The 21,337-nt window shown below is 73.1% G+C and carries 19 protein-coding genes; 7 read left to right on the top strand and 12 right to left on the bottom strand.

Annotated elements, in window-relative coordinates; translation table 11 throughout:
* Positions 1-245 precede the first annotated feature (245 nt).
* Complete coding sequence (locus AB0I15_RS44985; RefSeq protein WP_358110785.1) at positions 246-1,454, bottom strand: acyl-CoA dehydrogenase family protein; 1,209 nt, start codon at positions 1,452-1,454, stop codon at positions 246-248.
* 289 nt (positions 1,455-1,743) lie between these two features.
* On the opposite strand from AB0I15_RS44985, the gene AB0I15_RS44980 reads away from it, so the two are divergent.
* Both AB0I15_RS44980 and AB0I15_RS44975 read left to right on the top strand, forming a co-directional pair.
* Positions 1,744-1,884 carry a hypothetical protein gene (locus AB0I15_RS44980; protein ID WP_358110782.1) on the top strand — a complete coding sequence of 47 codons (141 nt, stop codon included), beginning with the start codon at positions 1,744-1,746 and terminating at the stop codon, positions 1,882-1,884.
* A 149-nt stretch (positions 1,885-2,033) separates the two neighbouring features.
* Entirely contained in the window at positions 2,034-2,171 is a 138-nt protein-coding gene (locus AB0I15_RS44975) for a hypothetical protein (protein ID WP_358110779.1), read from the top strand.
* 155 nt (positions 2,172-2,326) lie between these two features.
* Here the strand turns inward: AB0I15_RS44975 and AB0I15_RS44970 are convergent, their stop codons facing one another.
* Positions 2,327-3,508: an MFS transporter gene (locus AB0I15_RS44970; protein WP_358110776.1), complete on the bottom strand. Its 1,182-nt coding sequence runs from the start codon at positions 3,506-3,508 to the stop codon at positions 2,327-2,329.
* A gap of 88 nt (positions 3,509-3,596) precedes the next feature.
* Here AB0I15_RS44970 and AB0I15_RS44965 point away from each other — a divergent pair, with 88 nt between their 5' ends.
* Positions 3,597-4,169 carry a TetR/AcrR family transcriptional regulator gene (locus AB0I15_RS44965; protein ID WP_358110773.1) on the top strand — a complete coding sequence of 191 codons (573 nt, stop codon included), beginning with the start codon at positions 3,597-3,599 and terminating at the stop codon, positions 4,167-4,169.
* Between the two features lie 185 nt (positions 4,170-4,354).
* On the opposite strand, the gene AB0I15_RS44960 is transcribed toward AB0I15_RS44965, so the two are convergent.
* Positions 4,355-5,281 (bottom strand): glucosyl-3-phosphoglycerate synthase, encoded by a 927-nt coding sequence (locus tag AB0I15_RS44960; RefSeq protein ID WP_358110770.1) that lies wholly within the window; start codon positions 5,279-5,281, stop codon positions 4,355-4,357.
* A 228-nt stretch (positions 5,282-5,509) separates the two neighbouring features.
* Here AB0I15_RS44960 and AB0I15_RS44955 point away from each other — a divergent pair, with 228 nt between their 5' ends.
* The gene (locus tag AB0I15_RS44955; protein WP_358110767.1) at positions 5,510-6,664 is read left to right on the top strand and encodes a glycerophosphodiester phosphodiesterase; all 1,155 of its coding nucleotides are present in this window, start codon (positions 5,510-5,512) and stop codon (positions 6,662-6,664) included.
* Positions 6,665-6,842: 178 nt separating this feature from the next.
* On the opposite strand, the gene AB0I15_RS44950 is transcribed toward AB0I15_RS44955, so the two are convergent.
* Positions 6,843-8,219, bottom strand: a complete 1,377-nt coding sequence (locus tag AB0I15_RS44950) for a serine hydrolase domain-containing protein (RefSeq protein ID WP_358110764.1) — start codon at positions 8,217-8,219, stop codon at positions 6,843-6,845.
* 107 nt (positions 8,220-8,326) lie between these two features.
* Here AB0I15_RS44950 and AB0I15_RS44945 point away from each other — a divergent pair, with 107 nt between their 5' ends.
* Positions 8,327-8,497: a hypothetical protein gene (locus AB0I15_RS44945; RefSeq protein ID WP_358110761.1), complete on the top strand. Its 171-nt coding sequence runs from the start codon at positions 8,327-8,329 to the stop codon at positions 8,495-8,497.
* A 12-nt stretch (positions 8,498-8,509) separates the two neighbouring features.
* Here the strand turns inward: AB0I15_RS44945 and AB0I15_RS44940 are convergent, their stop codons facing one another.
* The 4 genes from AB0I15_RS44940 to AB0I15_RS44925 form a co-directional block, all read right to left on the bottom strand.
* Positions 8,510-8,974, bottom strand: coding sequence for a hypothetical protein (locus tag AB0I15_RS44940; RefSeq protein ID WP_358110758.1), 465 nt, complete (start codon positions 8,972-8,974; stop codon positions 8,510-8,512).
* Positions 8,974-9,321, bottom strand: coding sequence for a hypothetical protein (locus AB0I15_RS44935; RefSeq protein WP_358110755.1), 348 nt, complete (start codon positions 9,319-9,321; stop codon positions 8,974-8,976). The genes AB0I15_RS44940 and AB0I15_RS44935 overlap by 1 nt, the downstream gene beginning before the upstream one ends.
* Positions 9,322-9,415: 94 nt before the next feature.
* Positions 9,416-11,464, bottom strand: a complete 2,049-nt coding sequence (locus AB0I15_RS44930) for a SpoIIE family protein phosphatase (protein ID WP_358110753.1) — start codon at positions 11,462-11,464, stop codon at positions 9,416-9,418.
* A gap of 370 nt (positions 11,465-11,834) precedes the next feature.
* The gene (locus AB0I15_RS44925; protein WP_358110750.1) at positions 11,835-12,245 is read right to left on the bottom strand and encodes an organic hydroperoxide resistance protein; all 411 of its coding nucleotides are present in this window, start codon (positions 12,243-12,245) and stop codon (positions 11,835-11,837) included.
* A gap of 81 nt (positions 12,246-12,326) precedes the next feature.
* Between AB0I15_RS44925 and AB0I15_RS44920 the strand changes: the two genes are divergently transcribed.
* The gene (locus tag AB0I15_RS44920; RefSeq protein WP_358110747.1) at positions 12,327-12,899 is read left to right on the top strand and encodes a TetR/AcrR family transcriptional regulator; all 573 of its coding nucleotides are present in this window, start codon (positions 12,327-12,329) and stop codon (positions 12,897-12,899) included.
* Between the two features lie 30 nt (positions 12,900-12,929).
* Here AB0I15_RS44920 and AB0I15_RS44915 read toward each other — a convergent pair whose 3' ends face one another.
* The 4 genes from AB0I15_RS44915 to AB0I15_RS44900 all read right to left on the bottom strand — a co-directional run bounded on the left by AB0I15_RS44915 (position 12,930) and on the right by AB0I15_RS44900 (position 18,462).
* A complete protein-coding gene (locus AB0I15_RS44915; RefSeq protein ID WP_358110744.1) occupies positions 12,930-13,415 on the bottom strand; it encodes a hypothetical protein in 486 nt (161 codons plus the stop codon).
* Positions 13,412-13,936, bottom strand: coding sequence for a sigma-70 family RNA polymerase sigma factor (locus AB0I15_RS44910; protein ID WP_358110741.1), 525 nt, complete (start codon positions 13,934-13,936; stop codon positions 13,412-13,414). The genes AB0I15_RS44915 and AB0I15_RS44910 overlap by 4 nt, the downstream gene beginning before the upstream one ends.
* 65 nt (positions 13,937-14,001) lie before the next feature.
* Positions 14,002-15,405 carry a hypothetical protein gene (locus AB0I15_RS44905; protein ID WP_358110738.1) on the bottom strand — a complete coding sequence of 468 codons (1,404 nt, stop codon included), beginning with the start codon at positions 15,403-15,405 and terminating at the stop codon, positions 14,002-14,004.
* A gap of 222 nt (positions 15,406-15,627) precedes the next feature.
* Positions 15,628-18,462, bottom strand: a complete 2,835-nt coding sequence (locus AB0I15_RS44900; protein WP_358110735.1) for an AAA family ATPase — start codon at positions 18,460-18,462, stop codon at positions 15,628-15,630.
* A gap of 85 nt (positions 18,463-18,547) precedes the next feature.
* On the opposite strand from AB0I15_RS44900, the gene AB0I15_RS44895 reads away from it, so the two are divergent.
* A complete protein-coding gene (locus AB0I15_RS44895; RefSeq protein ID WP_358110732.1) occupies positions 18,548-21,313 on the top strand; it encodes an AAA family ATPase in 2,766 nt (921 codons plus the stop codon).
* Positions 21,314-21,337 lie beyond the last annotated feature (24 nt).

The raw sequence follows: 21,337 nt of genomic DNA, 5'->3' as shown, positions 1-21,337 counted from the left end.
CACTCTGGCGGGTGGCGTGACAATCAAGGACTTGTCCGAGTACCTGGGGCGCTCCGATCCGGCGCTTACGCTCACATGCTGCCTTCGTCGCACAATCGAGTCCGCGAAGCCATCGATCGGCAACTCGGGCAACTCGAAGCCGGTAAGACAGAACTGAGGTCTGTTCCATCGGCAAGGCATCAGGCAGGGTGATGTGCTGCGGCGACTCTACCGCGTCACCTCACGCCTGCTGACGTGCGAAGTTCTCAGCGGACCTGGAGGCCGGTGACGGCGCGGCCGATGATCAGCCGTTGGATCTCCGACGTGCCCTCGAAGATGGTGTAGATCTTGGCGTCCCGGTGGAACCGCTCCACCGGGTGCTCCCGGGTGTACCCGGCGCCCCCCAGGATCTGGATCGCCTGCTCGGTCACCCACACCGCCGTCTCCCCTGCCACCAGCTTCGACATCGAGCCCTCCGCCTGCTCGAACCGCCGGCCGTTGCGGGCCATCCAGGCGGCCCGCCAGGTCAGCAGCCGTGCCACGTCCACGCGGGTGGCCATCTCGGCGAGGAGGAAGGCGATCGCCTGGTTCTCGCCGATCTTGCGGCCGAACTGCTCGCGTTCGCGGGCGTAGTCCCTGGCGTACTCGAAGCCCGCCCTGGCGATCCCCACGGCCATCGCGGCGACCGACGGGCGGGTGGTCTCGAACGTGCGCATCGCCGCCTGCTCCCCGGCCCGCTCCCCCTTCCGTACGCGGGCCAGCCGCGCGTCCAGCTTCTCCTTGCCGCCGAGCAGGCACGTGCCGGGCACCCGTACGTCCCGCAGGACCACCTCGGCCGTGTGGGAGGCGCGGATGCCGTGCTTGCGGAACTTCTGGCCCATCGACAGCCCCGGCGTGCCCGGCGGGATGACGAAGGTCGCCTGGCCGCGGGTGCCGAGTGCGGGGTCGGCGGAGGCCACCACCACGTGGACGTCGGCGATGCCGCCGTTCGTGGCCCAGGTCTTGACGCCGTTCAGGATCCAGTCGCCGCCGTCGGGCACCGCACGCGTACGGATCGCGCCGATGTCGGAGCCCGCGTCCGGTTCGGAGGCGCAGAAGGCGCCCAGCTTGACGTCGTTCTCCGAGCCGAACATCTGCGGCAGCCACTCCCCGATCTGCTCCGGGGTGCCGTTGGCGGCCAGGGCGGCGGCGGCCAGGCCGGTGCCGACGATGGACAGGCCGATGCCCGCGTCGCCCCAGAAGATCTCTTCGAACGCCACGGGCAGCGCCAGTCCGCTCTCCTCGAACCACTGGGTGGCGAAGAAGTCGAGGGAGTACAGGCCGATCTTGGCCGCCTCCTGGATGACGGGCCAGGGGGTCTCCTCGCGCTCGTCCCATTCGGCGCCCGCCGGGCGGATCACGTCGCGGGCGAAGGCGTGCACCCAGTCACGCACCTCGACCACGTCGGCACTGAGCTCCGGGCAGAACCCCGTCATGTGCGCACTCCTCGATCTCAAGCGTTACCGGTGGTAACACCTTACCGGCCGGTAGCCGCGCCAGGAATGCCGGGCGGGTGGCGGATTGGTCACACGCCCGGCCTGCTCCGTCGCCAACCGTGGGGAATGTGGTGGTCACTCTCGGATCGCCTGCCTTGGGAGAAGGCCGTTTTACCCGCCGGCTCGCCGCGATCCTGACGGCCCTCGCCTACCTACTGGTCCGGCCGGCGACCGCGGTCTGCGCGACGGCGTACTTCGACCGGGTTGTGAGCATCCATCCCGGGCCAGGGTGGGCCGGGCGCCGGTGGGCGAGCGGGTGCGGGTCGAGTTCGGATATGACGCAGCCCGCAAGGTCCTGGCGTCCGCGCAGGCGGTGATCGTGGCGGCGTTCGGCCCGGGCGGGGTGCCGTCCCGGCTGCCGCCCGTGTAGAGGGGCGAGAGCGTGGGGGGGAATGGTGCGCGGGCCGTACGACGCCGCCTCCGTGCTGGGCGCCGCCGGGGACGACGGGGCGCAGACGGTACGCGACCTCGCCACCGTGATGGGGCGACGCCGCGATCCGGGCGTTCATGGAGGACCTGGTGAGCGTGTCCAGGCAGCTCAACGGCGAGCATGCGGAGTTGAAAGCCCTGTTCGGGAGCCTGTCGGGCATGCTGACGCGGGTCGCGGCCTTGGTGGACGGCAAGCGGGGCAAGATCGCACGTTCCGCGCCAGGCTGAATCTCAACGGGCAGACCGACGGCCTGGCCAGGTGGTGTGCTCCCTCGCCCACTCCGTGGACGGCGGCTGCGAGGCCCTGTTCAAGGGGCCTGGACCCAGTGGGGCGGGCGAGGTGGCGCCGCTCGTCGGCCCCCGATGTCACGCTCGGTGGGCTGCTACCGCCGCCCCGTCGACGGTAGGGCCGACAGCAGGACGGCCAGGGCCGCGGCCGCCATGCCGACGGCCAGGCCGTACATGAGTGGGGTGAAACCGCCGAACGCGGCGGCCAGTTGCGGGCCGGCGCTGCCGCCGACCGCGAGCGCGAACGAGAACAGGGCCAGCGCCGTCCCCCGGGCGTGGCCGGCACCGGCGGAGATGGACTCGTTCATGCTGGGCAGGCCGCCGGTGATGGCGGCGACATAGAGGGCGAGCAGCCCGACGAGTACGGCGGTGCCGGTGAGGCCGACGGTGGCCAGGGCGAGACCGCCGACCGTCAGGAACGCCACCACCCTGGTCGTGGTGGGGATCCTGGCCAGCCACGGCATGACGAGCGGGACCAGCACGATCGACGGCAGCCCGGCCGCGCGCAGCGCGAGGAGTTCGTCCGGCGAGGCGACGCCGTAGATCTGCAAACCCGTGTAGACGGCCACGAACCCGGCCATCAGCATGATCGTGGCGAGGTAGCGGAGCGAGAGCACACGGTCGAACAGCAGGCGGGGCACCGGACGGTAGGCCGACAGCAGGGATCCGGCGCTCTCACGGGGCAGGTCGGGCAGCATGACGGCGCGCACGCCGAGGGTGGCCGCCACGAATCCGGCGGCCGAGAGCAGGAACAGGCCGCGCCAGCCGATCACGTCCACCAGGAGCTGGGCGGCGACCTGCAACACCACGGCCGAGGCGAGGAACGCGCCGGTCACCGCGGCGATGGCCACCACGCGGCGGCGCGGCTCGATCCGCTCGGCCAGGTACGCCATGCCCGCGGGCGGGAACATCGCCACCGCCACCCCCTGCGCCGCCCGCAGGCCGAACGCCACCTCGGGCGAGGGGCTCAACGCGACCATGGCCGTGGTGAGGGCGGCCAGCGGCAGGCCAATCATGAGCAGTCTGCGGCGGCCGTAGCAGTCGGAAAGGGGGCCGAAGAGCAGGAAACCGGCGCCATAGCCGATGCCGAACGCGGTCACCAGCCAGGTCAGGCCGCCGGGCGAGGCGGCCCAGCCGGTCGCCATGTCGTGCAAAAGGGGGATCACGACGTAGAGCTGGCCGCTGACCAGGATCGCGGTGAGGGTGAAGGCCGTGAGGGTGCGGCCGAAGGGGGCGGGGCGGGGTGGGGCCTCGGTGGCTTCAAGGGTGAGCGTCATGGGCTCGGACGCTAGCCAACCAACTGGTTGGATGTCAACCGGATGGTTGGTTTGCAACCAACCGGTTGGTAGCGGCTATGATGGCCCCATGGCACCCAAGGTCTCGACCGCCGCCACCCGGGCCGCCCTGCTGGAGGCCGCGCGCGAGGAGTTCGCCGCGTACGGCGTGGCGGGCGCCCGCGTGGATCGCATCGCCGAGCGGGCCGGCGTCAACAAGGAACGCATCTACGGTCACTTCGGCAGCAAGGAGAAGCTGTTCGACGCGGTCATCACCGAGGCGCTCGACGACCTGACGGCGCAGATCGCGCTGCCGGGCGCCGACCCGGTGGACTACGTGGCCAAGCTGACCGACTACTACCGCACCCATCCCGACCTGGTGCGGCTGCTGATGTGGGAGGCGCTCAACTACCGGGGGCAGGAGCTGCTGCCCGGCCAGGAGACCCGGGTGGAGCGCTGCGGGCGCAAGACGGCCTCACTGGCGGCGGGGCGGGGTGAGGAGCCGTCCTCCGAGACGGCGCGGACGTTGTTCACGCTGACGGGGCTGGCGCTGTTCCCGTCGATGATGCCGCAGCTCGGGCGCATCATCCTGGGCGACGCGGCCGACGACCACGAGGCGATGCGCGACCAGATCGCCGCCTTCGTCGCCACCGCCCTCAAGTAACACCGCTTGACCACAGGCCGCCCGCCGAAAACCCGGGCCGCCTCCGCGTGCCCGTCCATGGCCGGCGCATGCATCCTGGGCTCCCTCCCGGCCCCAGGCCCCGACGTGGCCGCATCACCTTCGGCGGCGCCGGGGTGGGGTGGATGGGTGGCATGTGGCGGGTGAGACGGACGGGTGGGTGGGGTTCAGGCGGCGATGGTGAGCATGGGGGGGCGTTCGGCGATGCCGATGTCGCGCACCATGACGTCGTGCCCGTCCACCCTCCGGCGGAACTGGGCCAGCCGTGGTGACGGCTCGTGCAGGGGCCGGATCTTGCCCTGCCGTTCGAGGCGGGACCAGGCGGCGAGCATGATCTGGGCGGCCATGCCCCCGAGCGCCTCCGTCGACTGCGGCGCGTGCTCGCGCGACCCCAGATCCACCTGGGCGAACGCGTCCAGCCCGGCCAGGTCGAGCAGGTCGATCAGCAGCCCGAGCTCCACCCCGTAACCGGTCAGGAACGGTACGCGTTCGAGGGCGGAGCGGCGGCCCGCGTACTCCCCGGCCAGCGGCTGCATGAACCCGGCCAGTTCCGGCCAGTGCAGGTTGATGAGCGGGCGGGCCACCAGCTCCGTGACCCGGCCGCCGCCGTTGGGCACGCCGCCCAGCGGACGGTCGTAGCAGCCCTTGGCGTAGACCACGGTGGGGTCGGCCAGCAGGGGCCCGAGCAGCCCGAAGACCAGGGAAGCGTGAAATTTCCGGATATCGGCGTCGGCGAACACCACCACGTCCCCCGACGTGACGGCCAGCGACTTCCACAGCGCCTCGCCCTTGCCGTCGAGCGGCTTGAGCTGGGGCAGAATCTCGTCCTGGGCGTGCACCCTGGCCCCGGCCCGCGCGGCCACGATCGCCGTGTCGTCGGCGGAGCGGGAGTCGATGACGACGACCTCGTCCACGAGGCCGTCCAGCTCGCGCCGGATCACCCCGACGATCTCCCCCACGGTCTCCCGCTCGTCGCGGGCCGGAAGCACCACGCTGACCGTGGTGGCCCCCTTGGCGGCCATCAGGTCCCGCAGCGGCCAGTCGCCTGCGGACGACGTACGGCGCCGCAACCATCCCTGCACTTCAGGCAGCATGCGACCCCTCCCCCCGAATCCCCACATATCAGCTTAAGTGAAGGACCCATCCCACCCCCGGCCCTCGATCCGCAGGCGAGACCTCTAACGCGCCCTCCGCCCGGCAGATGCTGCTTGTCACCGGAAATTTCGCCATTATTGGCCCATAACTGGATTTCGGTCTTTACCATAATTGCCGCGGTGATCACCGGTGAGAGTCTCCGGTGCAGCTACCGCAGGGAGTTTCACGTGCGGAAGATCGCAGCCACCACCCTCGCCATCCTCACCCCCCTCACCGGAGCCGGCGCGGCTTCGGCCGCGGCCGAGCCCGCACCCGACCGGTCCCAGGTCGTCATCGTCGGCCACCGTGGCTCGGCGGGGCATCGCCCCGAGCACACGCAGGGCAGCTACGAGCTGGCCGTGGCCATGGGGGCCGACTGGATCGAGCCCGACCTGGTGCCGACCAAGGACCACGTACTGGTCGTCCGGCACGAGAACGAGATCTCCGGCACCACCGACGTGTCGCTGCGTCCCGAGTTCGCCGCGCGCAAGACCACCAAGGTCATCGACGGCCGCAACGTGACCGGCTGGTTCACCGAGGACTTCACGCTGACCGAGCTGAAAACCCTGCGCGCCGTCGAGCGGCTGCCCGCGATCCGCCAGCGCAACACCGTCTACAACGGCTACTACCAGGTGCTCACCTTCCAGGAGGTGCTCGACCTGGCCAAGCGGCTCTCCCGCCAGTACGGCAAGCAGGTCGGCGTCTTCCCCGAGACCAAGCACCCGACCTACTTCAGGTCGATCGGGCTGCCGCTGGAGGAGCCGCTGATCGAGACCGTCAGGCGCGGCGGCCTCAACCGGCCGAACAGCCCGGTGGTGTTGCAGTCGTTCGAGCCGTCCAGCCTCAAGCGGGTGGCCAAGGAGCTGCGCGTGCCGCTGTGGCAGGCCCTCGGCACCACCGGCCAGCCGTACGACCTGACGGCGGCCGGGGACCCGACGACCTACGCGGACATGATGAAGCCCGAGGGGCTGGCGAAGATCGCGCGGTACGCGAAGTGGATCGGGCCGGACAAGTCCTCCGCGATTCCGCTCAACCCTGACGGCAGCTCGGGCGCCCCGACCACGCTGGTGTCGGACGCGCACAAGGCGGGGCTGAAGATCGGCGTGTACACCTTCCGCAGCGAGAACCAGTACCTGCCCCTGCAACTGCGCCGCGGCCAGGTCCCGACCGACCACGGTGACGCGCTGGCGGAGTACCGCGCGCATCTTGACCTGGGCGTGGACGCCTTCGTCACCGACTACCCCGACACCGCCGCCCTGGCCAGGGCGGAGCAGGGCAAGCCGCGCGAGCACGTCCTGCCTGAGCAGTTCGACAACGGGCTGCCGGAAGAGGGCCGGGACTAGGCGAGGACCGCCTCCGGCCGGCGGACCAGGAGGCCGCGCGGGGGTCAGAGAGGCCGCGCGCGGAGCCGGCGGCCGCGCGGGGGTCAGGAGACCGCGCGGGGAGCCGGGGCCACGCGGGGGTCAGGAGACCGCGCGGGAAGCCGGGGCCACGCGGAGGGTCAGGAAGCCGGCCGGAGGGTCAGGAGGCCGGTCGGGCTCGGCGGAAGAGCCGGCCGGCCAGGTCGACGCCCGCCACCGCGCCGCCGCCGTCCCGGCTGAAGAAGCCGCGCTGCCCCTTCAGGCCGCCCTCGGTGATGACGTACTCCTCCCCCGCGCCGGGCAGGAAGCCGATGGCGGCCGGCGGGTGGTCCGGGGGCATCTCGGTCTCCGACGCCCGGCGGATCTCCGGCTTGATCCCCACCTCGAGGGTGAGCCGGAGTCCGTCGGTGGCGAGGTCGAGGTTCATGGCGTCGATCTCGTAGCGGCCGGCGACCTCCCGTGCCCGCGCCGCGTCGTACGGCAGGGGCTCGGGGGCCCGTTCGACGACGCCGAGGTAGTGCTCCAGCGCCCACCGCGTGACGGCCTGGTTGAAGGGGTGGCCGTCCGGGCCGGCGTTGGCGAGGGAGACCACGGCGAAGTCGTGGCCGGGCGCGATCAGCAACTCGGCGAACTGGCCGTTGCCCGACCCGCCGTGCCCGACGGTGCGGACACCGTCCACGTCGCGCAGGAACCAGCAGACGCCGATGGCGTCGCCGAGCGTGCTGGCGCGCAGCTCGACCGTCGGCTCCTTCATGCGGTGCAGCGTCTCGGCGGGCAGCACGCCCTCTCCGGCGCCGAGATGGAACCGGGCCCAGCGCAGCAGGTCTCCCACCGAGGACGCGATGCCGCCGCCGGGGTTGTTGCCGTGCGTGCCGGCCCGCCAGGACGCCCATGGCCGCGCGACCCGGAGGGTGCCGTCCTGGTCGCGGTTGTGGCCGACGGCGAACCGCCGGACCATGACGTCGTCGACCCCGAAGAAGGTGTTCGACAGCCCCACCGGCTCCAGGACCAGCGTGGTCACGGCCTTCTCGAAGGTCAGGCCGGTGACCTTCTCGATGACCCGCCCGGCCAGGTTGTAGCCGGCCTGGCTGTAGGAGGCGCGGGCGCCGGGCGGCGCGATCAGCTCCAGCCCGGCCAGCTTGGCCACGAACGCCGCCAGGGAGCCGTCGCCGTCGTCGGTGTCGATGAGGTTCCAGTCCAGCCCCGCGGTGTGGTTGAGCAGGTTGAGCACGGTGATCCGCGCCGCGGCCCGCTCGTCGGGGAGCGCGAGTTCGGGGACGTAGCGGCGCACCGGCGCGTCCAGCTCCACCCTTCCCTCGGCGACCAGGCGCATCAGGGCGGTCGCCGTGAAGGTCTTGGTCACCGAGGCCAGGGGGAAGAGCGTCTTGTCATCGATCGGCAGGGGGTTGCCGAGGCTGGTCACGCCGTGGAAGGCGGGCAACTCCCGGCCGCCGGCCAGCACGCCGACGGCGGCTCCGGGAAGGCCGAACTCTCCGGCCGTCGCCGTGACGAAATCGGACAACTGCTGCTGTGTCATCGTGGTGGCCCTTCCCAGCACTTGAACTAAGTACAAATAACACCATAAGGCGAATTTGAACAAAGTTCAAGAGGAGGTCGCACCAGCAGTGGATGCATAATGTCACGATGAAATTGCTCTCAGTAGTCATCGCCACGGTGCTCGCCGGCCCGCTCATCACCCCACCGCCGCCGGCCGTGCGGCAGCACTCGGCGCGGCCACCGCTCTGCTCGCTCACGTCGGTGGGGGTGGGTGAGCTCGTGAACACCTGCCGGGTGATCAAGGACGCCGGACTCTGAAGAAGCCCGCCCCTACGCCGGGGCCGCCGCGGCGATCACGCACGGCGCCGAGGCGCCCGGCCTGAACAGCACGCGCCCGGCCTGCCGGAAGGCGGCGGGCACGACACCGCGGCCGGCGCACAGCACCAGGCTCGCGCCGGCCCGGGTCTGCAGGCTGACACTGCAGCCCGCCAGGGGCCGGTTGTCGAACGAGCCGACGGAACCGGTCAGCGCGACGACTCCCCCGCAGCCGGTGTAGGTGTGCGCCAGAGCGGACCCGGTGAAGTCGGTGTTGCGGTAGAGGACGAGTCTGCCGCTCGCCGGGGTCGCCGCGGCGGCTGACTCCACCGCGAGGAGTGTCGGGGAGCCGAACGCCGCAGCCGCGGCGGCCAGCAGGATGACGTGGCGCGCCCACGAGGGCCGTGCCGTCCGCGGGCTTTCCGCGCGGGCCCCCGCCCGCCGGTCATGGGCGGTCCGTACGCCATCGAGCCGGCTCATCAGCACCCCACCGGCTTCGTCGCGTTGAGGACGAGGTTGTAGACGTGGACGCCGAGCACGGGGAAGCGATCGCCGTCGCAGAAGTAGATGTCGCCTTCGGTGGTGTCCAGCCAGCCGGACCAGCCGTTGGCGGTGAAGTAGTCGGCCCGTTTGCCCACCGCGTGCACGCCGCTGCAGTAGTAGCGGCCGACCGTGTTGTCCCGGAAGTTCAGGACCGCCCGTGACGTCTGGCAGCCCATGGAGACGGCGCTCCGCCCCTGCGTCCCGGCCGCCGCCGGTAACGCCGCCATGGTGACGCTTGTGACCATGAGTGCGGCGGTGGCCGCCGCTGCGAGCAATGTCCTCACCAGATCTCCCCATTCACATGAGTTGATACACCTGAAAAGAAAATAAACTAGAAACATGTCAGTCGTCAACTGCGGCGGACACGTAAATTTAAGATCATTTATTTTGGTTAATAGGGAGTCGTACGGCTATCACCGCGATGTCGTCCAGTCCGGTCACCGGCAGCCCGCTGAGCAGGTGATCGCAGAACCGCTCCACCGGCTCGCCCGCGAGCGACTCCGCCAGCTCCCTGAGCCGATCCAGCCCCCGGTCGAGATGCTCGCCCGCGCGCTCGACGAGCCCGTCCGTGTAGAGCAGCAGGGTGCCGCCCGGCGGCAGGAACTCCATCGCGGAGACGCAGGCCTGGTCGTGGGGGAACCCGAGCAGCGGGTTGGCCGCGCCCTCCAGGAAACGCCCTGTTCCCTCAGGGGTGACCAGCAGCGGCGGCGGATGCCCGGCCACCGCGTACTTGAGCCGGTAACCGGTGGGGCACGTCTCGACGCGGGCCAGCACGCAGGTCGCCGTGACGTCCTTCGACAGCGACTCCATGGCGACGTTGAGGCGGGTGAGGATCTCCCCCGGCGGCTCGCGCCGGTCGATGGCCAGCGCTCGCAGCATGTTGCGTAGCTGGCTCATGGCCACGGCGGCGCCCAGGTCGTGGCCGGCCACGTCGCCGATGGCCACCGCGGTGGCGCCGTCGGGCAGGACGAAGGAGTCGTACCAGTCGCCGCCCACCTCGGCCGCGGCCGGGCTCGCCCGGTAGCGGGCGACGATCCGCACGTCGGGCAGGTGCGGCGGGTCGGCGAGCAGGCTGTGCTGCAGGGCGAGGGCGATCTGCTGCGTGCGCTGGAACCGGATGGCGCTGGTCAGGGCGTCGTGCGCGTGGTCGAACATCTGGCTCAGCAGCGTGATGTCGGCCTGGCCGATGGGCGGGCGGTCCCCGCAGGCGACCACGGTGACCATCGCGGGCACCGCGCCGTCCACGACCACCGGGAGGAGCAGGACGCTGTTGGCGCCGTTCGCCGCCATCCACGCCTGCGACCCCGACGGGGCCAGATCGGGTGGAGGCCGGCCGGCGGGGAACTTCCGCACGATCGGGCGCCGCCGCCGGGCCGCGCTCACGAACGCGTTCTCCGGCATCAGGTGCTCCTCGCTGTACGGCGGCAGCCGGGGCAGGCCGGGAGCCGTGGCGGTGGCCACGCGCTCGACGACGAACGGGGTCCCGCCGTCCGCCGCGCCGGTGAGATCGGTGATCAGATGCACGCCGCAGCCGTCGGCCAGCTCCGGCACGATCACCGCGGCCAGCGCGCCGAGCATCTGCTCCAGGCTCGTCAGGTCCGCGATCGCCACGGCGGCGCGGTCGAGCAACCGCTGGCACCGCTGCTCCTGCCACCGTTCCTCGATGTCGCTGGAGGACCCCACCCACTCCACCACCACGCCGTTCTCGCGGATCGGCACGGCCCGCTCCTCGAAGTGCCGGTAGGAGCCGTCGGCGGTGCGCAGCCGGTAGACGTGCTCCCAGACGTCGGTCACGTCGCGCACCGCGGCGGCCCACGACGCCAAGGTGGCCGCGCGGTCATCGGGGTGCACCATCTGCAGCCAGCCCTGGCCGCGGAACTCCTCCCACGGCTGCCCGGTCACCCGCTCCCAGCTCGGGCTCGGCTCGGTCACCTCGCCGCCGGGGCCCGCCACCCAGACGATCTGCGCGCTGACGCGCATGAGGCTCTGATAGCGCCGCAGGATGCGGCTGCGCTCGTCGGCGATGGTCTGGACGCGCTGTGCCGCGGTGATCTGCTCGGTGACCTCCATCGCCACCACCAGCACGCCGTACTCGCCCGGCTCGAAGACGATCCGCGACAGGCTGGCGGTGAAGAACCGCTCCGCGCCGTCCTGGCCGGTGGTGCTCGCCGGCGCCGCGGTCAGCACGACCGGCTCGCCCGTCTCGTGGACCTGGTCGAACAGCAGGCCGTAGTGGCGCTGCACGAAGTCGGGGAACGCCTCCCTGAGCGAGGCCCCGATCTGCCGGCCGCCGAACTGCGACCGGTACATGGCGTTCGTGTAGACCAGCCGGTGCTCCGGGCCCCGCGTCACCGCGACGCCCACCGGCGCGGGATCGAGCACCTCGAACGCCAGCCCGCTGCCTCCGCGATCGCGGATTCCATCCATCGTGACCTCCCCCGATGGCCACTCCCCCGACGACCCCTACCCCCGCGCGCCAGGCCGGGAACGCGCCGCCCCGCGCCAGAAGTCCATGCTCCGGCCGCGCCGGTGATCCGCCGGGGCTCGTACGGCGAATACGGAGCGGATCATCCATCGATCGGGAAGGGGTATGTCATGACCAGGTGGCGTCGAGTCGTCCTGGCCCTGTCCGTCGCGTTGATCACGGTGGTGGCTGCGGCCACCGCCGCGTCCGCCGGCATCCAGGGCAGCGGGATCGTCTGAGCAACGCCGTGACCCGGGACGGTCGGGGCCCGCCCTGACCGTCCCGGTGCCGGATGGGCCATCGGAACGGGCACCGGAGCGGGGCACCGGCCGTCTACTCGATGACCAGCTCGACCGCGATGTTGCCGCGGGTGGCGTTGGAGTAGGGGCACACCTGGTCGGTGGCCTCGACGAGCTCGCGGGCCGTCTCCGGCGCGATGGCGTCGGACAGCTCCACCCGCAGCGTGGCGCCGAGCTGGAAGCCGCCCTTGCCGTTGGGCGAGAGCCCGATCTCGGCCGTGACCGAGGCGTCGGAGACGTCGATCTTCTTCTGGGCGGCGACGAGTTGCATGGCCGAGGCGAAGCAGGCGGCGTAGCCGGCGGCGAAGAGCTGCTCGGGGTTGGTGCCCTCGCCGTCGCCGCCCAGCTCCTTCTGCAGGGCCAGCTTGACGTCGAGCCGGCCGTCGGAGGAGACCGCGCGGGCGTCGCGGCCGGCGGAGGTGGCGATGGCGGTGTAGATGCTCATGACTTCTCCCTCTTGTAGACAGACCTGTCTGTCTGCCTTCATGCCAAGAGAGTAGACAGGTCTGTCTGGTATCGTCAAGCGGTGAGCGGAGAAACGCTGAAAGAGCGCCGGTCGAGCCCGGCACGCGACCGGGTGCTGCAGACCGCGGCGCGCCTGTTCTACCGCGAAGGCGTGCACACGGTCGGGATCGACCGGATCATCGCGGAGGCGGGCGTCGCCAAGGCGACCTTCTACCACCACTTCCCGAGCAAGGACGACCTCGTCCGGGCGTACGTGACCGAGCAGGGGGCGTTGCAGCGCGCGGCGGTCGCCGCCATGCCCGAGGGCTCACCTCGCGAGCGGCTGATGGCGATCTTCGCCTTCATGACGGAGTTCGGCGCGGGTCCGGCCTACCGGGGCTGCCCGTTCGTCAACACGGCGGCCGAATATCCCGATCCGGCCCATCCCGTACGCCAGGCGATCGCCGAGCACCGCCGCTGGACCCGCGACCTCTACCGCGACCTGCTGGCCGGCGACGGCCACCCCGACGCGGAGCGGACGGCCGACATCCTGCTCCTGCTCAGGGACGGGCTCGTGGTCGGCTTCGACCTCGACGACCCCGCCACGGTCGGCACCGCCGTACAGGAGGCCCTCAGCAGGGTCCTCGCCGGGTGACACCCGCCGGGAGCCACCCCTCCTGGGTGTTCACGACTCGGCTCCGCCGGTCAGCTCCCGCTTGCGGCGCAGCAGCGCGGCCCTCCGGGCGTGGGCGCGCACGGCCAGCGCGGCCGACACCGCGACGAACAGCCCTCCGGTGGACAGCGCCACGCCCAGGCCACTGCCGCGCTGAGCGGCCACGACGGCCACGATCGCGGTGGTGGTGACGGAGGCGGCCAGCGCGATCCAGGCGGCGATCACCCGGTCGGTCGCGAACAGCGGCACCCGGCGCCCCAGCAGCCACCCGCCGTAGCCCGCCCAGGCCAGGCAGAACGCGGTGAACAGCGCGAACGCCAGGTTGGTTCGGCCCGGCAGCGGGCCGGGCTCGCTCCCCCACAGCGCGGCCAGGAACACCGTGCCGGCCAGCCCGGCCAGCAGCGCGGCCACCGCGCGGACGCGCCTGCGCGGCGCCAGCGACGGCTCCAGCCGCTCGATCAGCTCCGCCGCCGACAGCCGCGGCTCCTCCTCGTTCATCGCCGGAATCCCTTCTCCTCCAGATGCGCACGCAACAGCCGACGGGCCCGGGCCAGCCGGGACTTGACCGTGCCGGCCGGGACCTGGCAGATCTGCGCGCAGTCCTCCACCGGCATGTCCTCCAGGTAGAACAGGACGAGGACCTCCCGCTCCAGCAACGGCAGGGCCGACAGGGCGCTGATCAGCTCGGCGCGGTCCATCATGGCCTCGACCGGGTCATCGGTCACCACGTCGCCCGCGGCGAACTCCCGTCGTTCGCGGGCGTACTGGCCGCGCAGGCGGTCGATCACCGAGCGCCGGGCGATCATGAACAGCCAGGGCGCGAACCGGTCGGGCTCCCGCAGCCGGGGCAGGCCACGGACCACGGCCAGCCAGATCTCCTGACTGACGTCGTCGGCCCGCTCGGCGTCCAGCATGCGCCGCACGTACGTCCACACCGGCACCCGCCAGCGGGCCACCAGTTCGGTCATCGCCGGCTGCTCGCCCAACTGGGCGCGCACCACCAGCAGTTCGTCGGTCATCTCGCCCTCCCGTCACCCCGCTCAGTCGGTCGGGAGGCCGATCAGGTTCACGGTTCGCGTGATTTCTAGGCGGGTTGGGGGGATCCGGGGAATCCTACCCGGACGTCGGTGACCCGTGACGGGAAGGCGGGGGCCGTCCGCGGGCCCGCCGTCAGGTGCGGCAGCCGCTGCTGCAGGGACAGGGCTCTGGCCAGCAGCGCCCTGGCCGACGGGATGCCCCGGTAGGGCCGCACCCCGGACTGCAGGACGGCGAGCGCGGCGCGGGCGCGGCCGGAGTTGATGGCCGGGTAGTCGTCGAGGAAGCGGTGCCAGGTCGCGACGGCCTCCTCCAGATGACCGTGGCGTAGCTGGAGGCCGGCGATGCGGGACAGCGTGATGGCGCGGAAGTGGCGTTCGGTGGCGGGGCGGTGGTGTACGGAGATCTCCATCTGCGCGATGGCCTTCGACGTGTCGCCGAGCAGCGCCAGCATCAGGCCCCGCTGGTAGGCCAGCGTCGCCGCGGGTGTGCCCGTGCCGCCGCCGGCCCGTTTGAGCTGCGCCTGCGCCGCCGCCATGTCGGCCAGGGCGCCGTTGGTCTCCCCGGCCGCGGCGCGCGCCACCGCGCGCTGGCTGAGCACCCTCGCGAACTCCTGCGGAGGCAGGCCGCCGGCCGCGGTGTCCACGGCGGCGCGGGACAGGCCGAGCGCGTGGTCGTGGTGGCCCAGCGCCCCCGCCTGCACGCTCATGGCGCACAGCACCCGGGCCTGGACGCCGCTCTCCGCCGCCTCGGCGGCGAGCCGCAGCGCGACCAGGAAGTACTGCTGGGCGAAGCCCTGCAGTTCGTCGTAGTAGCACATCACGCCGCACAGGTAGCCCAGCCGGGCCGCCACGGAGAACAGCTCCGCGCGGACCTCCTCCGGGGCCGCGGCCAGCATCGGGGCGATGGTGTTGGCCAGGTAGAGGCTGAGCCCGACACGGACGTGGCCCGCGCCGCCCGCCGCGTCGGCGTCGGTGAACAGCCGGAGCATCACCTCGGCCGACTCGACGTCCTTGCGCCCGACGCGTACGGAGCCTCCCAGCGCGTCCGGCGGCGCGGACACCGGCGGCAGCGCGTCCCGCGGGCACCCGGACAGGTGGTAGACGCGGTAGGGGGACGTGCCCACGTTGACGGGATCGGCCGCCACGGCCAGCGCGATCAGCCGGTCGAGCGGGCTCTCGCCGTCCTCGGGGCCGCTCTCGTCGAAGCCCGCCTCGGCGGGCGTGACCGGGCGGCCCAGCCGCCGGGAGAGCGCCTCGGCCACGATGTGGGGCACGGGCCTCCGGGGGGTCATGCCCGCGAGCCATTGCCCGGCCGAGGAGCGGGTGTAGCCGAGCGGCAGATTGGCCTCCCTGCCGACGGCGTTCACCGCCTCCGCGAGGCCCTGGCCGCTCCAGGCCGCCTTCTTGATCAGCGCTTGCAGACGATCGTTCTGAACCTTGCGCGGGTCCACGGGGTCCTCCGGGGACGGGTGGGCGAATGTCTGGCTGCGAAGGGCGTCCAGCGTCCTCAGTAGGGGAGGGACTTGCCGGACGGCGTCCGCAGGTCGAGCGCGCCCCGGCGGCTCTTCGGGCGCGGTCGCCGCTTCTGCGTCATGCGCATCGGTTCTGCCCTCCGCTTCGGGGTCTCTCCTGCTTCACGCAGACTAGGAGCCCGAGCGGACGCCGCTCTTCAGTTAATCGACTGCTTCACCGTCGTCGGCCACGAAGGCGTGCAACTGGGCGCGGGTGGAGATGCCCAGCTTCGGGAAGATCCGGTAGAGGTGGCTGCTGACCGTCCGGTGCGACAGGAACAGCCGCTCCCCGATCTCCTTGTTCGTCAGCCCCTGGCCGGCGAGCCGGACGATCTGCAGCTCCTGCGCCGTGAGCAGGGCCAGGCGCGACCCTGCCGGGCCGTCCGGCCGTACGCCCGCCGCGCGCAGCTCGATCCGGGCGCGCTCCGCCCATGGCCGCGCGCCCAGGCGCTCGAAGACGTCGAGCGCGGTGGACAGCTCCGCCCTGGCTCGCTGGGTATGGCGTCCGCGGCGCAGCCGCTGGCCGTACTCGAGGTGGGCACGCGCTCGTTCGAACGGCCACTGGCCGTCCAGGGGCTGCTCCAGTGCGGTCTCGAAGTGGCGGGTCGCGTCCTCGTCGGAGTCGGCCAGCAGGCCGCGCGCCATGCCGATCAGCAGGCCGAACCGCTCCGTGGGACGTCCGGACAGGTCGGCGGTCGCCGCCTCGAGCACGTGACCGGCGTCCTCGACGTGCCCGGTGAGCGCCGCGGCCCCGGCGAGGTCGGCCAGCGCGTAGTAGGAGTGGTGGTCGTGCACGGGCTCGCCGGTGCTGGTGAACAGGTGCCTGAAGTGGTTGTACGCCGCCTCGTGACCGCCGACGGCGGTGGCGGCGAGGCCGAGCGCCCGCTCGCAGCGCACGGTGACCAGGCGATTCTGTACGTCGGTGCCGGCCAGGGTCTGATGAGCCAGCGCGCGCGCCTCCTCGCTCTGCCCGCGCAGGGCGGCCAGCGTGGCCTTCAGCGCCTGCGCCGGGGGCGGGGACGGGGGCGGGGACGGGGGCGGGGGCGTCTCGGCGGCGATCCGCAGGGCGTGTCCGGCCACCGATTCGGCCTTGTCCCAGCGGCCCGCGTCCAGGCAGGCGAAGCCGTACATCGTCAGGAACGAGCCGTTGACGGCCAGCGGGGCGGCCTCGATCTCGGGGTCGAGCAGGGGGCCGAGCACCTCGACGGCGGCGGCGGGGAAGTCGCCGAAGGCCGCCATCATGCCCAGCAGCAGGTGGCCGGAGAAGTCCTGGCGTGGAGCGGCCCGGTCGCGTGCGAGCGCCGCCCGTACGGCCTCGCGCGCCGCCGGCAGGTCGGTGCAGGCCGACACCCAGAACACGATCGGATCGTCCGGCCCGCACGGCGTGATCGGGTCGTCCGGCCCGTGCAGCTTGGTGATCAGCGAGAGCACGCGCCGGATCTGCTCGCCGTGCGTGCGGCGGCCCGAATAGAGCGCCACGCGGCCCGCGATCCCCAGCGTGGCCAGCGCGGCGGACGGGGTGTGGCCGACCTCGGCGGCGGCGGCGGCCTCGGCGGCGGGGAGGAGCAGGGCCATGGCCGCGTCCTGGCGCCCGCTGTGGGAGACGGCCCAGCCCACCAGCGGCGGCACCTGGGCGAGCACCCCGGGATCGTCGGTCAGCGCGGTCACGGTGGCGGCGAGCTCTTCGACCTTGTCCGCCCGTTCGAGGTAGAGGGCGAACTGGGCGGCCTTGACCAGCCGCGCGGCGCGCGCCCGTCCGCCGGGGGTGAGCTGGGCGGCGCGTTCCATGGCGGCGAGGGCCTCGGCGGGCGCGCCCCTCCGTTCCGCCCTGTCGGCCGCGGCCTCCAGGAGCGCGGCGATCTCCTCGTCCGCGCCGTCCGCGGCGGCCGCCAGGTGCCGGGCTCGCCGGTCGGGGTCGTCCTTCAGCGCGCCGGCCAGGCTCAGGTGCGCCCGCCGGCGCTCCTCGAAGGAGACCGACCGGTAGACCGCGGACCGGATCAGCGGATACCGGAAGGCGGGACCGTCGTCCGCGAGCGTGACCAGCCCGGCATCCACCGCCACGGCCAGAGCCTGCGCCGGGCCGGGCGGGGGCGCGTTCAGCACGGCCGACCGCTCGCCGTCGTCGGCCGCCGACATGGTGACCAGCAGGTCTCGCGCCTCGGGTGGCAGGTCCGCGAGCTGGGCGGCGTAGAGCTTCTCCAGGCGTTCGGTGAGCGGGAGCGGCTCATCCGGCCGGTACGCCACGGCACCCGTCCAGGACCCGGCCGCCCTGGCCAGCTCGATGATCGCGAGAGGATTCCCACCCGCCTCACGCAGCAGCCGCCGGGCGGACGTCCCCTCGGGAGCCCCCGGCTGCAGGCTCAGCAACAGCTCCGCCGCGTCGGACGGCAGCGGCCCGAGCCACAGCTCGGCCACATCCGCGTCGGACGGCAACGACCCGAGCACACCCGCACCGGACGACGAGCCGAACCGCGGCTCGCCCGCGCTCCCGCCGAAGGGCGTGGGGCCGCGGGTGCCGGACAGGACGGTGAGCCGCCGGCCGGTCGCCTGCCGGGCGGCGGAGCCGATCACGTCGAGCGAGGCGCGGTCGCACCACTGGACGTCGTCGACCACGAGCAGGACGGACTCGCCGAGGCCGGACAGCAGCGCCAGCGTCGCCCCCGCCACCGCTGCCGGACCGGGCGGCGTCCCCGCGCTCTCCATGGCGAACGCGGCACGCAGCACCGACCGCTCCCGCCCCGGCAGAGCGTCCACGCCGCCGAGCGCGGGGCGCAGGAGCTGGTGCAGCGCGGCGAACGGCAGCCCGGCCGCCCCCTGGTAGCCGTGTGCCCTGAGCACGCCGCCGCCGGGCCGCGACCGGCGTACGGCGTCGTCGATGAGGGCGGTCTTGCCCAGCCCCGCGTCGCCGCGGACGACGAGTGCCGCGGGCCCGCCGGAGTCGCGCGGCCGCAGGAACTCCTCGATGAGCGCGGACTCGCGTTCACGGCCAACGATCACATCCCACCGCCGAAGTCGTGTCGAGGAGTTCACCCGGCCCCGCTCTTAAGGTATGACCATCTGGGGCGAATCCGAAGGAGCCTCGATGCCGATGGACGCCACGCTGGTGGGCAGGGACGCCGAGCTGGAGACGCTGGGCAGGCTGGTCGGGGGCCTGCCCGGCCGGGGCGGAGCCCTGCTGATCCGCGGCGACGCGGGCAGCGGCAAGTCGTCGCTGCTGCGGGCGGCGGTGGAGCCGGCCGCCGCGGCCGGCCACGGCGTCCTGGAGGCGGCGGGGGTGGAGTCGGAGTCCGTGCTGCCGTTCGCCGGGCTGCACCAGCTCCTGTGGCCGGTGATCCGGACGGCGCGCCCGCTGCCGGAGCCGCAGCGCGAGGCTCTGCTGTCGGCCCTGGGCCTGTGCGACGGGCCGCCGCCGGAGGCGTTCACGGTGGCCCTGGCGGTGCTGAACCTGCTGCTGGGGCTGGCGGAGGATCGCCCGGTCGTCGTGGCGCTCGACGACCTGCACTGGCTCGACCAGGAGACGCAGGAGGCGCTGGCCTTTGTCGCCCACCGCGTGGACCGCGACCCCGTGCTGATCGTCGCGACGGTGCGGGACGGCCACGTGAGCCCCTTCGTCTCCGCCGGTTTGCCGGAGCTCCCGCTCGCCGGGCTGGGCGACGCGGCGGCCGGAGAACTCCTGCTCGCCTGCGCCCCCGGTCTCGGCACCGCGCACCGGGACCGGATCGTCCGCGCGTCGCAGGGCAACCCGCTCGCGCTGCTGGAGCTCGCCGACGCCTGGCAGGCACGCGGCGGCCCGGGGCCGGACAGCGCCACGCCCCGGCCGCCCCTGACCGCACGGCTGGAACGCGCGTTCGCCGGCCGGATCGCCGTCCTGCCGCCGGCCACCAGGGACGCCGTGCTCGCCGCGGCCGTCGACTACGGCGACGAGCTGCCGGAGATCCTCGCCGCCGCCACCACGCTGGCCGGGCGACCGCTGACCACGACCGTGTTCGATCCCGCCGTCAGGGCCCGGCTGCTGCGCCTCGACGGCCCCCGGGTGCGTTTCCAGCATCCCCTCGTACGCTCCGCCGTGCTGGGGCTGGAGCCGCTGACCCGCAGGCTGGCGGCCAACGCCGCCCTGGCGCGGGCCCTGGCGGGCGACCCGCTCCGGCGCGCCTGGCACCGCGCCCAGTCCACGCTCGGCCCCGACGACCACGTGGCCGACGAGCTGGAGGCCGGCCACACCGCCTCACTGCGACAGGGGTCGGTCACCGCGGCCGTCTGGGCGCTGGAGCGCGCGGCACAGCTCACGACCGACCCCGCCGGCAGAGGACGGCGGCTGCTGCTCGCCGCCGGGCACGCCTTCACCCTCGGCCGCCCCGAGCTGGTGGAGCGGCTGGTCACCGAGGCGGCCCGCAACGAGCTGCCCGAGCAGGACCGGGCCCGGCTCGAATGGCTGAAGGAGATCTTCAGCGACGGCACTCCGGGCGACGAGGACCGTGTCGCCGAACTGTGCGCGACCGCCGCCCGTTCGGCCGGCTCGGGCGACCGGGACCTGGCGCTCGGCCTGCTCTACGGGGCGGCCATGCGCTGCTGGTGGACCGGTGCCGGACCCCGGGGCCGCGCGACGGTCGCCGACGCCGCCGACGCCCTCCCCCTGCCCCGGACCGACGCCCGCCGCGTCGCCGCCGTCGCGCTCGCCGAGCCGATCCGGCGCGGCGCGGCCGTCCACGACCTGCTCTCGGCCGCGCTGCCGGCCGGCGCCCTCGACGCGGTCGCCCTGCACCTGCTCGGCCAGGCCGCCCACGCCATCGGCGACCTGCCCCGCGCGACCGACATCCTCAGCAGGTCGGAGCCGCGCCTGCGCGAGGAGGGCCGGCTCGGGCTGCTGGCACAGGTGCTCACTCTGCGCAGCGCGGGCCACCTGTACACCGGCGACTGGGACCGCGCGGGCACGTCCGCCGAAGAGGCCCGCCACCTGGCCGCCGAGACCGGGCAGCCGCTCTGGGAGACGGCCGCCACGGCCCAGACCGCCCTGTGGTACGCGGTGCGCGGCGAGACCGGGCGGGCCCTGGAGCTGGCCGGCGTGGCCGAGGCCGCGGCGGGGCGCGACGGGGCCGGCGACCTGCTGTGCTGCGCCCGGCTGGCGAAGGGCGTGGCCCGGCTGGTGGCCGGGGAGTACGAGCAGGCGTACCAGGAGCTGCGCAGGCCGTACGATCCGGCCGACCCGAGCCACCACCCGCGCGAGTCGTTCGGCGGCGTCATGTTCCTCGCCGAGGCCGCCCTGCACGGCGGCCGGCTCCCCGACGCCCGCCGGGTGCTCGCCGAGCTCGAACGGACGGCGCTCGTCACCCCCGCGCCGCTGCTGCGCACCCAGCTCCTGTACGCCCGCGCCGTCCTCGCCGACGACTCCGACGCGGAGAAGCTGTACGACGCGGCGCTGCGCCAGGACCTGAGCCGCTGGCCGCTCGTCCGCGCCAGGCTGAAGCTGGCCTACGGGGGCTGGCTGCGCCGGCACCCGCGCCGGCGCGACGCCGAGTCCCGCATGCCGTTGCGCTCGGCCCAGACCGCCTTCGACCTCATGGGCGCGACGGCGTGGGCCGACCAGGCGCGTGCGGAGCTGCGCTCGGCGGGCGAGCGGGCGGCCGAGCCGGGGCCCGCCGTGCTCGGCACGCTCTCGGCGCAGGAGCTGCAGATCGCCAGGCTCGCCGCCGACGGCCTGTCGAACAGGGAGATCGGCGAGCGGCTGCACCTGTCGCCCCGGACGATCGGCAGCCACCTGTACCGGATCTTCCCCAAGCTCGGCATCACCACCCGGGCCCAGCTCGCCTCCCGTCTGGAACGGCTCGCCGCCGATCCGCCCGGAGAATGACCTTCCCGGCAGTCATTTGACGCT

The organism is Nonomuraea sp. NPDC050643 (assembly GCF_040654715.1).
In the GTDB taxonomy this organism is placed as follows: domain Bacteria; phylum Actinomycetota; class Actinomycetes; order Streptosporangiales; family Streptosporangiaceae; genus Nonomuraea.
The sequence above is the reverse complement of the archived record's forward strand: the minus strand, read 5'-3'. Positions and strand labels throughout refer to the sequence as shown.

Bases quoted from the DNA above. Each gene is read 5' to 3' on its own strand.
- AB0I15_RS44985 (WP_358110785.1), bottom strand. From the start codon at position 1,454: ATGACGGGGTTCTGCCCGGAGCTCAGTGCCGACGTGGTCGAGGTGCGT.
- AB0I15_RS44970 (WP_358110776.1), bottom strand. From the start codon at position 3,508: ATGACGCTCACCCTTGAAGCCACCGAGGCCCCACCCCGCCCCGCCCCC.
- AB0I15_RS44965 (WP_358110773.1), top strand. From the start codon at position 3,597: ATGGCACCCAAGGTCTCGACCGCCGCCACCCGGGCCGCCCTGCTGGAG.
- AB0I15_RS44960 (WP_358110770.1), bottom strand. From the start codon at position 5,281: ATGCTGCCTGAAGTGCAGGGATGGTTGCGGCGCCGTACGTCGTCCGCA.
- AB0I15_RS44950 (WP_358110764.1), bottom strand. From the start codon at position 8,219: ATGACACAGCAGCAGTTGTCCGATTTCGTCACGGCGACGGCCGGAGAG.
- AB0I15_RS44945 (WP_358110761.1), top strand. From the start codon at position 8,327: ATGAAATTGCTCTCAGTAGTCATCGCCACGGTGCTCGCCGGCCCGCTC.
- AB0I15_RS44940 (WP_358110758.1), bottom strand. From the start codon at position 8,974: ATGAGCCGGCTCGATGGCGTACGGACCGCCCATGACCGGCGGGCGGGG.
- AB0I15_RS44930 (WP_358110753.1), bottom strand. From the start codon at position 11,464: ATGGATGGAATCCGCGATCGCGGAGGCAGCGGGCTGGCGTTCGAGGTG.
- AB0I15_RS44925 (WP_358110750.1), bottom strand. From the start codon at position 12,245: ATGAGCATCTACACCGCCATCGCCACCTCCGCCGGCCGCGACGCCCGC.
- AB0I15_RS44915 (WP_358110744.1), bottom strand. From the start codon at position 13,415: ATGAACGAGGAGGAGCCGCGGCTGTCGGCGGCGGAGCTGATCGAGCGG.
- AB0I15_RS44910 (WP_358110741.1), bottom strand. From the start codon at position 13,936: ATGACCGACGAACTGCTGGTGGTGCGCGCCCAGTTGGGCGAGCAGCCG.
- AB0I15_RS44895 (WP_358110732.1), top strand. From the start codon at position 18,548: ATGCCGATGGACGCCACGCTGGTGGGCAGGGACGCCGAGCTGGAGACG.